Source organism: Pelagibius sp. CAU 1746 (assembly GCF_039839785.1).
In the GTDB taxonomy this organism is placed as follows: domain Bacteria; phylum Pseudomonadota; class Alphaproteobacteria; order Kiloniellales; family Kiloniellaceae; genus Pelagibius.
The window spans coordinates 2,523,074-2,536,389 of the sequence record NZ_JBDOQT010000001.1; the positions used below are offsets into that span (position 1 = coordinate 2,523,074).

At 64.7% G+C, this 13,316-nt stretch carries 7 protein-coding genes; 2 read left to right on the forward strand and 5 right to left on the reverse strand.

All coding sequences use genetic code 11. The annotated features are described in order from the left end of the window. The first annotated feature begins 102 nt into the window (after positions 1 to 102). Positions 103 to 7,410, forward strand: coding sequence for a hypothetical protein (locus AAFN88_RS11995; RefSeq protein WP_347520548.1), 7,308 nt, complete (start codon positions 103 to 105; stop codon positions 7,408 to 7,410). Between the two features lie 195 nt (positions 7,411 to 7,605). Here the strand turns inward: AAFN88_RS11995 and AAFN88_RS12000 are convergent, their stop codons facing one another. Beyond that, entirely contained in the window at positions 7,606 to 8,325 is a 720-nt protein-coding gene (locus AAFN88_RS12000; RefSeq protein ID WP_347520549.1) for a hypothetical protein, read from the reverse strand. 557 nt (positions 8,326 to 8,882) lie between these two features. Here AAFN88_RS12000 and AAFN88_RS12005 point away from each other — a divergent pair. After that, on the forward strand, positions 8,883 to 10,745 hold the full coding sequence (locus AAFN88_RS12005) for a HAMP domain-containing sensor histidine kinase (RefSeq protein WP_347520550.1): 1,863 nt from the start codon (positions 8,883 to 8,885) through the stop codon (positions 10,743 to 10,745). A gap of 226 nt (positions 10,746 to 10,971) precedes the next feature. Here the strand turns inward: AAFN88_RS12005 and AAFN88_RS12010 are convergent, their stop codons facing one another. From AAFN88_RS12010 to AAFN88_RS12025, 4 genes are all read right to left on the reverse strand, one after another. Next, a complete protein-coding gene (locus tag AAFN88_RS12010; protein ID WP_347520551.1) occupies positions 10,972 to 11,679 on the reverse strand; it encodes a hypothetical protein in 708 nt (235 codons plus the stop codon). A gap of 69 nt (positions 11,680 to 11,748) precedes the next feature. Next, positions 11,749 to 12,405: an isoprenylcysteine carboxylmethyltransferase family protein gene (locus AAFN88_RS12015; RefSeq protein WP_347520552.1), complete on the reverse strand. Its 657-nt coding sequence runs from the start codon at positions 12,403 to 12,405 to the stop codon at positions 11,749 to 11,751. Next, complete coding sequence (locus AAFN88_RS12020; protein ID WP_347520553.1) at positions 12,402 to 12,656, reverse strand: DUF2933 domain-containing protein; 255 nt, start codon at positions 12,654 to 12,656, stop codon at positions 12,402 to 12,404. The genes AAFN88_RS12015 and AAFN88_RS12020 overlap by 4 nt, the downstream gene beginning before the upstream one ends. Further along, positions 12,643 to 13,296 carry a carboxymuconolactone decarboxylase family protein gene (locus tag AAFN88_RS12025; protein ID WP_347520554.1) on the reverse strand — a complete coding sequence of 218 codons (654 nt, stop codon included), beginning with the start codon at positions 13,294 to 13,296 and terminating at the stop codon, positions 12,643 to 12,645. The genes AAFN88_RS12020 and AAFN88_RS12025 overlap by 14 nt, the downstream gene beginning before the upstream one ends. Positions 13,297 to 13,316: the final 20 nt, after the last annotated feature.

The window sequence follows — 13,316 nt, forward strand, 5'->3', positions numbered from 1 at the left end:
CCCGGTACCTCCGGGTGTGCGTGAACGGCGCAGGAAAACGGTGGCCCCGGCCATGAAGGTCATGCGGACCAGAACCAAATTTTTGTCGCGGAGACCAGAGCGATGACTGAGGAATTCAAGCAGGTAGGCGGCGAGCCGGAAACCAGGACCGAGATCGAGGCGATGGACACCCCCGCAGCCCCGACGGTCGAGGGTTCGGCGGGCTCGGACTCCTTGACGGGTCAGGCGCCCCGCGTCATCTCGCCGCCGCCGGCCGGGCAGACCGACGTGGTGCGGCTGGAGCCGGGCGAACGTTTCGAGCTGGCCGCCAATCCGGCCACGGTGCAGCTGGTGGTCGACGGCAACAATCTGGTCATGGGTTTCGACCTGGACGGTGACGGTCAGCCTGACAGCTTCGTGGTCTTCGAGGACCTGGTTCTCGCCGCGGGCAGCGGCAATCCTCCAGGCCTGGTGGTGGCGGGCGAGGTCATCGGCATGGACCTGCTGCTGAGCAACGCGGTCGCCCTGGCGCAGGCTGAAGAATCCGGCGCCGCGCCCCTGGAGACCGCGGTAGGCGATACCGCTACGGGTGGCGGCAACAACGTCTATAGCGACAACCTGGGCGAGGCGATCGATCTGCTGGTTGCGCAGGGCGTCATTCCGCCCGTGGAACTGCAGTTCGGGCTGATCGAACTGGAAGACGAGATCGTCCTGCTGGAGCCCGAGAACGACCCGCCGGTCGCCGACCCGGTGCTGACGCCGGCCGAGCGGCCGGGTGACGAAGGTGAACTGCCGCCGGCTCTGGAAGCGGCCCTTGCTGCCGTCGGTTCCGGGGGAGGTCCGGTCACGATCAATTTTGAGGACCTTGCCAACGGCGAGGATGTGAACACCCAGTACCCCGGCGTCACCTTTTCCGTCGAGGCCGGCGGCGATCTGGAGGCTTATGGTAACGAGCCGGCTATCACCGATTCGCCGCCGAACGTCCTGGTCGACCGCTCGTTCACCGAGAAAGATATTACCGTCGAGTTCGATTCCCCCGTCAATGGCCTGACCTTCAAAGTGGCTGGCGATAACGTCGGCGCCTTGGGCTCGGTGGATGTCTACGAAAATGGCATCCTTTCGGCCACTGTCCCGCTGACCGGCGACGGAAACCCCTTCACGACAGAGCTCGTCGACCTGTCGGGATTCACCAATGTCACGAAGATCGTCATTCACGACACGGTTGACGGCGATCTCATCGCTTTCGACGATTTCAGCTACACCGGCGGAATCTCGCCGGACTCCGTTGTTTTCTTCAAGCAACTGGATGTTGATGGAATCATCGGCGACGACGATAGCGGCATCATTGCCGACTTCGGCGGCGCCGATAACGAGACCTCGCTGGAGAACCTTGTTTTCACGCTGCAGAGCGAACCGACCTACGGTCAATTGATCCTGGTCACTGCAGGTGGGGACACCTCGTTCTTGACCCCCGGGGACACGTTCTCCAGCGAGGACACCGTTTGGTGGATCGCAACCGAGGACGACATCAGCGATTTCCTGGCGCAGCCCGGCGCGCCGGAGTTCCTGCCGAATGTCGACTTCCTCTACAATGTGACCGACGAAGCGGGTAGCAGCGACACGGCACCGGTGGTGATCACCGTGCCGCCGCCGACGCCGCCGCGCGCCGCGCTCGGCGTGTTTGAGGAGACCTGCCTGAACGAGGACACCGAAGGACAGCTCCTGTTCTCGGCCCATCCTACCGATGGGGCCTCCAAGATCAGCCAGATCGTGCTCTCGGGCTTCCCGACGGGCGACGTGGCCGATGCCTGGGTGGTGGATGACACCTCCGTCGATATTTTCGGCTACACCCTGGGTGTCGACTATACGGCCGACTATGACGCGGTGAGCGGCGAGTTGACCATCACCTTCATTACCGCCAACTTCTCCCTGGGCGAAGCGGTGCAGGGCACAGTGGACGTCACGCCCAATCCGGACAGCGACGTCGACGAGGTCTTGACCATCGAGGCGACGGCGATCAACGGCGCCGGCCAGGCGACGGACATCGAGGACTCGCTGATCCCGGTCGATGCCGATGCCGACTCCGGGCCGGGGGCGGTCGGCGGCGCCGACGATGGCGATGGCGACGTGCTTTCGGTCTCGGCGACGGTGTTCGACGAGGATGGCGAGGTTCCTGAGAACTCCACCTTCCAGGCCGGAGAGACCGGGACCCTGAACGTTCAGGCGACTTTCGACGACTTTACGGACGGTTCCGAGACTCACACCATCGCGGTCTTCGCGCCTGGAGGCTTTACGATCCTGGCGATCGATCCCGAGGACCTGCCCGATGGCGTCACCCTGATCAGCAACAGCGGCTCCATCGCCGTCTTCGACGTGGAGACGGTGGATGGCGTTGGCTCGGTCGACTTCGACCTGGACATCCAGAACACCGGTGCCGGGGAAGGTGACTATAACTTCCTGGTCAGGGTCATCGCCGAGGAGACCAGCACCGGCGACGTCGAGTGCGTGGACGGCGGCGAGGGCGGCATCTTCCCGACTGGCGGCGATAACGTGGCCTATGACGAGATCCTTGCGCCGACCACCGTGGCCATCATAGAGGAGCCTACGGTCCTGCTGAGCCTGCCGCCGGAGGTGGAGTGCATCGAGGAGGACAGCAGCGGCGACGACCCGAATAACGAGGTCACTGTCGACGTTACACCGAATGGAAACGACCTGCTGACCCAGATCGTCATCTCGGGCTTGGACAGCAGCGGCGATTGGACCTACGACTTTACGGGCCTGGGCGGCGCCGGCATTACCGTCGACGATACCAACTTGGGCACGACCGGAGAGGTGCTGATTACGTTCGACACTCCGGCCAATGCCCAGTACATCGGCACTTTCACGGTGGAGCCGCCGGAGGATTCCGACCTCGATCACCCGACGATCACGGCCACCGCCACGGTGGTCGATCCGGAAGACCCGTTCCTTTCGACGACCGGTGACGGAACGCTCGATATCGTGGTGGACGCGGTGGCCGACGGCGGCGCCTACGTGGACGGCACGCCGGATACCTCGGACGCCGGCGCCGTGGCGGACCTGAACCTGACGCTGACCCCGCGGGGTCACGCCTCGGGGACGCCGGACGACGAGAACCCCGGCGGCTTCGACACCGATGGCTCGGAGGCGGTCTCCCAGGTGGTGGTCGAGCTGAGCGGCGACGCCGGGGCGGTGCTGACCAGCTCCAACCTGGTGCTGTTCGGCAATCTGCTGACCAGCAATGTGGGCCAGGTCTGGACCTTCGAAGGCTCGGAGGCCGAGCTGACGACGCTGCTGTCGACGCTGCAGGTGGACCCGAGTGACAGCTTCGAGGGCGACATCACGGTCGACATCGACGTGACCACCACGGAGTTTGCGACGGAGGCCGGCGCGCCCAACGACGATGGCGTTGTGGAGCATGGCGAGGAGTGCGATGACGGGAACAACGCCGTCACAGAGAGCTTCCAGTTCATCGTGCCCGTGGACAACGTGGCCGAGCCCGAGGCCCTGATCTTCATCGACCAGGCGGAATGCCTGACCGAGGATACCGAAGGGACGCTCGGCTTCTCGGCCACGCCGCTGGGCGCGGGTGACGCGATCAGCCAGATCGTGATCACCGGCTTCCCGACGGGCGCGGACGCCTGGAGCGTGGATGTCGGTTCCCTGTCCCTGACGGGCCTGACGCTGAACGTCGACTACACGGTCGACGACAGCAACCTGGCGAGCTCGGGCGAGCTGACGATCAACATGATCACCCAGACGCCCGACACGGCGGTGACCGGCACCATCAACGTGACGCCGGATGAGGACAGCGACATCGACGGTGCGCTGACCATCAATGCCACGGCGGTGGACGGGATCGCCTCTGCGACCTCGGACAACGACCCGACGACGATCCCGGTCGATGCGGCCGCCGACGGCGGCGCCTACGTGGACGGCACGCCCGGCACCTCCGACTCCGGTGCCGTGACGGACCTGAACCTGACGCTGACCCCCCGGGGTCATGCCTCGGGCACGCCGGACGACGAGAACCCCGGCGGCTTCGACACCGACGGCTCGGAGGCGGTCTCCCAGGTGGTGGTCGAGCTGAGCGGCGATGCCGGGGCGGTGCTGACCAGCTCCAACCTGGTGCTGTTCGGCAATCTGCTGACCAGCAATGTGGGCCAGGTCTGGACCTTCGAAGGCTCGGAGGCCGAGCTGACGACGCTGCTGTCGACGCTGCAGGTGGACCCGAGTGACAGCTTCGACGGCGACATCACGGTCGACATCGACGTGACGACGACGGAGTTTGCGACGGTCGCCGGCAACCCGACCAACGACGACGGGGTGGTCGAGCACGGTATCGAGTGCACGGACGCCAACAACGCCGTCACCGAGAGCTTCCAGTTCACGGTGACGGTGGACAACGTGGCCGAGCCCGAGGCCTTGATCTTCATCGACCAGGCGGAATGCCTGACCGAGGATACCGAGGGGACGCTCGGCTTCTCGGCGACGCCGATAGGTACAGGCGACGCGATCAGCCAGATCGTGATCACCGGCTTCCCGACGGGCGCGGACGCCTGGAGCGTGGATGTCGGTTCCCTGTCCCTGACGGGCCTGACGCTGAACGTCGACTACACGGTCGACGACAGCAACCTGGCCAGTTCGGGCGAGCTGACGATCAACATGATCACCCAGACGCCCGACACGGCGGTGACCGGCACCATCAACGTGACGCCGGACGAGGACAGCGACATCGACGGGGCGCTGACCATCAATGCCACGGCGGTGGATGGGATCGCCTCTGCGACCTCGGACAACGACCCGACGACGATCCCGGTCGATGCGGCCGCCGACGGCGGCGCCTACGTGGACGGCACGCCCGGCACCTCCGACTCCGGTGCCGTGACGGACCTGAACCTGACGCTGACCCCCCGGGGTCATGCCTCGGGCACGCCGGACGACGAGAACCCCGGCGGCTTCGACACCGACGGCTCGGAGGCGGTCTCCCAGGTGGTGGTCGAGCTGAGCGGCGATGCCGGGGCGGTGCTGACCAGCTCCAACCTGGTGCTGTTCGGCAATCTGCTGACCAGCAATGTGGGCCAGGTCTGGACCTTCGAAGGCTCGGAGGCCGACCTGACGACGCTGCTGTCGACGCTGCAGGTGGACCCGAGTGACAGCTTCGACGGCGACATCACGGTCGACATCGACGTGACGACGACGGAGTTCGCGACGGTCGCCGGCAACCCGACCAACGACGACGGGGTGGTCGAGCACGGTATCGAGTGCACGGACTCCAACAACGCCGTCACCGAGAGCTTCCAATTCACGGTGACGGTGGATAACACGGCCGAACCGGAGGCGGTTATCGGCGTCGACGGCGACGAGTGTCTCTTCGAGGATACCGAGGGGACCTTGGCCTTCTCGGCGACGCCGATAGGTACAGGCGACGCGATCAGCCAGATCGTGATCACCGGCTTCCCGACGGGCGCGGACGCCTGGGACGTCGACGTTCTGTCGCTGGTGCTGACCGGCTTGACGCTGAACGTGGACTACACCGTCGACGACAGCAACCTGGCCAGTTCGGGCGAGCTGACGATCAACATGATCACCCAGACGCCCGACACGGCGGTGAGCGGCACTATCGACGTGACGCCCAACGAGGACAGCGACGTCGACGGGGCGCTGACCATCAACGCCACGGCGGTGGACGGCATCGCATCCTCGACCTCGAACAACGACCCGACGCCGATCCCGGTCGATGCGGTGGCGGACGGTGTTTCGGGCTCGGGCGGCGACGACGGCGATTCCGATCATCTGTCGGTCGATATTTCCATCGTCGATAACGGAGGCGACAACAGCTTCCAGACCGGTGAGATGGGCGTGCTGACCATCGACGCCACCTTTGACGACTACCAGGACGGCTCGGAAGAGCATCTGGTGACGATCACGGCGGCGGACGGCTACTTCATCGGCTCGGCGATCAGCCTGCCGGCGGGGGTGACCGTCGACAGCAACGACGGCACGACCCTGGTGCTGCGGGTCGACTCCCTGGACGGGGACGGCCAGGACGGCGTCGGCAGTTTTACGGCGACCTTCAACATCACCAATGTCGCCGCCGACGAGGGGACGGTCAACTTCACCGCGGTCGCTTCCGCGGAGGAGCTTAACACCAACCTCGTCGTAGAGAACGGCGATGCCGAGTGCACCCTGGAAAACAACTATGCCGAGGACACCGACTCGGAGCCGGTGACGGCGGACGACCCCGACCGGGAGATCCTGAACACCGGTGTCATCACCAACACCAACTCCCAGGGTCAGAAAGGCATCATCACCTTCTACGATCAGGCGAACATCCTGATCAATGCCTTCGCCGGCTATGTCGTCTTCTCGGTGGAAGGCCAGGCCCTTTCGCAGGCCAACGACACCGGCTTCATCATCGAGGAGGACACCGAGTACACCTACGGCTTCGAGGCGGACCCCGGCAACGCCAGCCGTATCGGCCTCGACGAGCTGTCGTTGGAAGGCGTCGATCTGACCGAGCCGGCCAACATCTACGGCATGGGCCCGGACGGTACGCCCGGCGCCACCAACTTCGCCCTGACCGGGCGCTTCGAGCCCAACGGCACCGAAGTCCAGGTCGGGACGGAGTCCGAGGACGGCGATACCGGCGCCAATAATCTGAGCGATCCCAATGTATCGCCCACGGTGGACTACATCTGGGGCGATCTGGGCGCCGACACGGTGACCGGCGGCTCGGGAAGTGACATCCTGAATGGTGGCCCCGGCGCAGACTCCGTGTCCGGCGGCGCCGGTAACGATATCATCGTCTACGACACCGCCGATACCATCGATGGCGGCGCCGGCGACGACCTGATCCGCATCGACGCCATCGGGCCGACGATCACCACCTTCAACGACGGTGGCGATACCTTCATCAATCTCACCTCGATTACCACTGAGATCGACTACGTCTCGACGAACATCGACAATGTCGAGGGCCTGCTGATCACCGACCAGCCGACCTTCAAGGCAGGCGATATCGTCCAGGGCGTCACCCTCATCGACAATGACATGGATGGCGATATCGACGAAGACGACCACGCCTTCATGGCCGACATCGGGGTGAAGGTGAATCTGGAGCCCGCAGATGTGATCGACCACGCGGATGGTGACGGCGACGAACTCTGGATCCAGGGCAACGAAGGCGACATCATCAACCTGGTCGACACCGACGGCGGCGACGGTTCCGGCAACGACTGGCACTTCCAGAGCATCGTGGGCGATTTTGCCGAATACACCTGGGGCGCGACGAGCGACCCGGGCGACACCCTGGCGACGGTCTACATCGAGGTGGGGACCATCGGAGATTCCTCCATCGATGTGCAGATCGACGACATCGCCGTGCTGACGGACGGTCAGATCGTGCCGTAAGCGGAGCGCTACATATGGGCCGCCCACGAACCCTGGGGCGGCCCACCTTAGGGGGAAGCGTTGATCGCTTCCCCCTTTTTTATATGGGGCAGCGATGCCGGGAAGTGGGAAAAGCGGTGGTGCCTAGGGCTGCGCGGCGATAGGGCCGCCGCCGCGGCGCCTTCGATCCTACAGGTTCCTATGTCCGGGGGAGGATCAGGGGCGGTTCTCGGCGACTTCCTGGACGCCCTTGTAGATATCATTGGTCGTCAGTGAGGTCGTCTCGCTCGTGAGGCCGAGAATCTCGTTGATTTGCTCGATCTCCGACTGAGTGATTTCACTCTTTACGGAGGCCAGCGCAGAGGCCGCTGCTTGGAGGTCGTTTTTCAGGACCGCTTGGCGGTAAGCCTTGATCTTCACCACCGTGGCGCCGCCGCCGGAGCTACCAGGAGAACTGCTCCGCGTGCTGGCGGTCGACGCGCTGCTGCCCGGGGACCCAGGTCCGCCGGCGTTGCCGCTGTTGCCGCCGGCGTTGCCGCTGTTGCCGCCGGCGTTGCCGCTGTTGCCGCCGGCGTTGCCGTTGTTGCCGCCGGCGTTGCCGTTGTTGCCACCGGCGTTGCCGCTGTTGCCGCCGGCGTTGCCCCCGCCGGCGTTATCACCGCCACCGGCGTTGCCGCCGCCGCCACCGCCACCGGCGTTGCCGCCGCCGCCACCGCCACCGCCACCAGCGTTGCCGCCGCCACCGCCGGCATTGCCGCCGCCACCGCCGGCATTGCCGCCGCCGCCTCTGCCGTTGTCCTTGCCGTTGTCGCCGGGAGCGGCCGTGGCGATATCACCGCCGAGGCTGAAGCCGAGGTGCGACTCCGGACTCGAAGAGCCAAAGCCCACGAGTAAGGCCACCAAGGCGCCGGCTGTCAGATGGAAAGGGCGATTCATGCGGCCGCTCAACCGGGGTTGTTTTCCTCAGGGATCAAATAAACGGCCATCCAACTCTATCGTTGGACGGCGCAATAGTCGCTTGGCAGCCAGTGCACTCAAGCGTCTCAAAATACTACTTGAGTTGGTAAGAAAATCCAATCAAATCATTCGTTCATGAACTGTTTGCCAGTTCTTTAAGATATTGATTCTTAATGGAAAATATTCCGACAAAAACTGCGCCGACCTATCGGGACAACACGGTGGCCGCTGGTTGGGCCGCCCGGCCGTGGTGAATCAGGATTAACCATGCCGTGCGCCCGGCGCTGGCGACGGCGCGTGCTTTGACCGGCGCTTGCGGCTAGCATTTCAGGGGGTGGGGAATCCATGCTGAGGTGCGCCCGCAAGGTCGGTCGTCGGGGGTCGGGTCGTCCCCGGGCAGACTGAATTGGGATGGGGAGTGGCCAAACCCGATGAATGAGGAAGCGAAGACATCTCCGCGTTCGTCGGGTGGCGTCCCGGACTTGGAGGGGCAGGGCCCGCCCGGTTCGCCGCCCGAGCCGAAGGTGGCCCCTTCTTTGACGCCCAGAAGGGTGGGGCCGCTTCGATCGCTGGCGGTACAGGTGCCGGTCCTTCTGGTCATCGCCCTTAGCCTGGTGGTCTCGGCGGGCGCCTGGGGGCTGCGCACCATCGTGCTGCGCAGTTTCGAGAGGCTGGAGATCGCCAACGCGGAGCTGGATCTGAGGCGCTTCGCCAACGCCATCGACGACGAGGTCGGTCAACTCACCGTACAACTCGACCAGATTGTTTCCGGCAAGGCCGGGGGCGACTTCGACCCGTTGCCCCAGCCCGCGGAGGGCGCTCCGGCGACTACGGCCGGCATCGCCTGCATCTTCGACGCCGCCGGCGCGCTGCTGTCGACGGATTCCCGAGATCCTGCCGGCGAGCTGTTCCAGCAGGTCCATCCTGCCGAATTCTGCGGCCGGCTAGAGGGGCACGCCAGTCTGGCGCCCGTTTTCTCGGGGCGGCGCGTCTCCGGCCTGTACGATGCGGAGGGAATTCCGTTCTTCTTCACCGCCATGCCGACCGCCGAGGCCGGCGCGATCGCGTTGGCGCACTATTTCAGCCCCAGAGAACTGGCGGAACTGACTTCGCGAATGGAGATCAGCATCGATTTCTGGTCGATGCAGACACCCAACCTGGACATCCTGGAGGCGGCGGCCGGTGCCGCCCTGTCGCTTGGAGCGCCGATTATCATCAATCGCCGCAGCGAGGATGTGTTGCAGGTTTACTGGGCATTTCAGGACACGGCCGGTGAGCCGGCCTTCCTTGCCCGCGCCAACGTGTTTCGCGACCTGCGTGAGATCGGCGACGAAACGGTGCTGCTGTCCGCCCTCTCCATGGCCGGTGTCGGCGTCGCCACCATCTTTCTCGCCGTGCTCCTGGTGCGCCTGCTGATGATCTCTCGGCTGACCCGCTTGACGCAACGCCTGCTGGACATCCGCGACCGCGGGCTGGGAAGCCTGCGCGTGAAGGCCGGGCGCCGCGACGAGATCGGTGTTCTTGCCGAAGAATTCGACAATCTGCTGCAGGAACTCGCGGCAACGACTCAGCAGCTCGCCGATGTGTCTTACCGCGCCGGGCGTGCGGAGGTCACCGAAGGTAGCCTTCATAATATCGGCAACGCCTTGAACTCGCTGCTGGCGAGCGCCGATGCCGCGCGCAAACGCCTCAAGACCGATAGCAGCGGCAAGATTGCCCAAGCCGCGCGGGAGCTCGCAGAGGCGGGCAATCTGACGGAGCGTCAAGGCAAGCTGGCGCAGTATGCTGCGCTGGCTTCGGAGGAAGAGGCGGAGCGGCTCAAGACGTTGGGAGCCGATATCGAGCGTGTGCTGCTCCACACGTCGCGGATCGAGGACATTCTGGAGAGCCAGCGGCGCCAGGGGGCGGACGCCAACCTGGCCGTGGCCAGCGAGGCCCTGCCGTTGATCAACACCGCGGTGCGGGCCTTTTCGGATGGGCTTTCCAGGAATATCTCGCTGCAGCTGGATAACAGCCTCATGGGATTGCCACGGGTTATCTGCGTCCGCTCCATCATACTTCAGGTGTTCGCCAACCTGCTCGCCAACGCCGCCGAGGCCATTGCCCGGGGCGGGGTCGATAGGGGGGAGATCAGAATCTCCGCCGCCGAGACCGACTTCGACGGCACCGCGATGGTGGATATAAGGATTGCCGACAACGGCGCAGGCATGGAAGAGGTGGAACTGGTGAAGATTTTCCAGCGCTACTACACCACCAAGGTCGGCCGCGGGCACGGCATCGGCCTGCATTGGTGCGCCAACGTTGTCACCAGCATGGGCGCCCATCTCTACGCCGCCAGCCCCGGACCCGGCCAGGGGGCGACCCTGCATCTGCTGCTGCCTATCGCACCCAAGGGCTGAGGAGGGCCAGGACGGGCCGAGATAGGGCAGGCCGGGATACTGCGCGCTGATCAGGAAGGCCAAGCCTGCGGTCCGTCAATCGCCCTTGTCGGTCTCCTTCTCTTTATGTGGTTCTCCTCGATGTCAAACCGGCGCCGGCATCGAATCCATGGCCGGGGTGCCAAGACGCAGAGGCGCGTCTTGGCAGGTGCCCGTCATCCGCGGTCGGGTAAATGCAGGGAGGGTGCTATCCCGCCCGCTCGATCTCGCCGCTGTGGCGGTCGACGTTCAGGCGGTCGACGAGCGAACCGTCTTGGGTGAGGATCTCGATGGTGATGGAATCAGGGTCGGTCTGCGTGATGTCACCGAGCTTCAGGCGATCGTTACCGATCCGCTGCAGACGGTGCGTGAAGTAGTCACGGACATCGTCGGGGGATAAATGCCGGGCCGGCGTGACGATGCCTGAGTCCAACTTCGTGTCATCGCCGCCCATCATCGTTAACGCTTGGCCGCCACGCTGACCCATCATTGCGCCATGGCTGCCTCGCCCCATCATGCCGCTGCCGGACCCCATGCCGCCGTGCATCATCGACATCATTCCCGGATGCATGCGCATCATCTGCGCCATCATGGGACAGCCCGCCGATCCCATGTCCATGCCCATGCCGGCTCCGGCCCCCATCATGGGCATCCGGGCGCCGTCGGGCATCATTCCGCCCATCATTTGCCCCATCGTTCCATGGGGCATCGTTTCCTGGGACCGCGTCTGCATCATGCCGGGCTCCATCGGCCCGGGGGTCGCCGCGCCCGGCACGTCGGCCGAGGGTGCGGCGGGATTGCCTTGGCCTTGAGCATGGTGTTGCTGCTGTCCTTGCGTCTGTGCCAAGGCCGGGTGCGGCAGGCTCAGAAAGAGTGCCGTGGCGGCAACAGCGGCCGCGAGCAGTGGTTTGGTCATTTTCTGTCTCCTTTCGTTATCACTGTGGGCCTCGGCGCGTGGTTTCGGATGCGCCGGGCAATCGAAGCGTCATTGCGTTCCGCCTTCGGCAAGCCGTGCAAGCGACGGCAGGAATGCCGGCACGTTGCGGGCATAGTCGCGATAGCCGTCGCCGAAGCTGGCAAGGGATTCTCGCTCTTCCGAACGGGCGAGGCGTAGATACATCCAGACGAGGACCGGAAACATGGCCAGGGTGAGTAGGGTTGGCCACTGCAACAGGAAGCCGGCCATAACCATGACGAAGCCGTCGTATTGGGGGTGGCGGACCCAGGCATAGGGTCCGGAAGTGGCCAGCCGGCCTTGTTGCTGTGCGGCGTGCAGCTCCCGCCAAGCGACGGAAATGAGGACGAAGCCGCCGCCGATGAAGGCGAAACTCAGCAGATGGAAGGGTCCGAAATGCGGGTTGACTTTCCAGCCGAACAGCATTTCCAGCAAGTGGCCGGCATCGTGGGAGAACCAATCGATTCCGGGGTAATTGCTCTGCAGCCAACCTGACAGCAGGTAGAGGGTCAACGGAAACCCGTACATCTCGGTGAAGAGCGCCACGAGGAATGCGCTGAACGCACCGAAAGACCGCCAGTCGCGTCTCGTCCGCGGCTTGAAGAAACTGAGGGCAAAGAGGATGAAGATCGCCGAGTTGACGATGACCAAAAGCCACAAGCCATAGGCGGGGGTGTCCTCGCTCACGACCGGTCTCCTCGCCCCGAGTCGCCGTTGTTTCGGCCGTGATGTCCCCGGTGCATGAAAAGATGCATGGCGATGCAGGCGACCAGGAGGGCGATTAGCACGCCATCGCCACTGAAGATGTGAGCGCGGTGTTCGTAGCCGAGCAGCAGACCGCCGATCGCCAGAAAGGCAATGAGGACAGTGCCGCCGCGCGACCGCCAGAAGGGAGTGGGCGGCGGCGCCGGTGAATTGGGAAGGTTATCTTGTTCCATGGCAGGTCCCTTTGTGTGGCGACGAGATTTCCCTTGCGCCAGCCGGGGCCTCCGCGCCGCTGGCCGGCGCCTCCCCGTTGCCGGGCTGGCCGGAAGTCGTGGTCAGATCGCAAAAGCCCTGCGGCGGCACGCTCAGGGCGGCGTTGAACTTGCTCGAGAGGTTTTGAAAGGCGACGAGGGCGGTGAGCTCGATAATCGCGTCGTCGCTGAACTCCCGGCGTAGCGCCTCGAAGTGTGCGTCATTCACTCCCGCCTCAGAAAGCGTCATGGCATCGGCATAGGCCAGTGCGGTCCGCTCGCGCGGAGTGAAAAGATCGCTGTCGCGCCAGTTCCTGAGAGCCAGGGCTTTCTCTGCGGCAACCCCACGCTTGATCAGGGTCGCCGAGTTCAGGTCGACGCAGAAGGCGCAGCCGTTGATCTGGGAAACCCGCACCGTGACCAACGAGCGCAGCGCCGGGTCGATCGGCGAGGATCGGCGGTCGATCGCTCCGTAGAGCGCGGCGACGCCGAGGAAGAGCCGCGGCGATCGCGCCCAGAGCAGGGCGGCGTCGAGGGCCTTGCCATACTTGCGACGCTGGTTCCAGAAAAAGGGTTTCAGGTACCAGGCAAAGCCCTGGCCGGGTCTAGGAGCGATGCGCATTGCTGTTTACCTCCTTCGCC

Bases quoted from the DNA above. Each gene is read 5' to 3' on its own strand.
- AAFN88_RS12010 (WP_347520551.1), bottom strand. From the start codon at position 11,679: ATGACCAAACCACTGCTCGCGGCCGCTGTTGCCGCCACGGCACTCTTT.
- AAFN88_RS12020 (WP_347520553.1), bottom strand. From the start codon at position 12,656: ATGGAACAAGATAACCTTCCCAATTCACCGGCGCCGCCGCCCACTCCC.
- AAFN88_RS12025 (WP_347520554.1), bottom strand. From the start codon at position 13,296: ATGCGCATCGCTCCTAGACCCGGCCAGGGCTTTGCCTGGTACCTGAAA.
- AAFN88_RS12000 (WP_347520549.1), bottom strand. From the start codon at position 8,325: ATGAATCGCCCTTTCCATCTGACAGCCGGCGCCTTGGTGGCCTTACTC.
- AAFN88_RS11995 (WP_347520548.1), top strand. From the start codon at position 103: ATGACTGAGGAATTCAAGCAGGTAGGCGGCGAGCCGGAAACCAGGACC.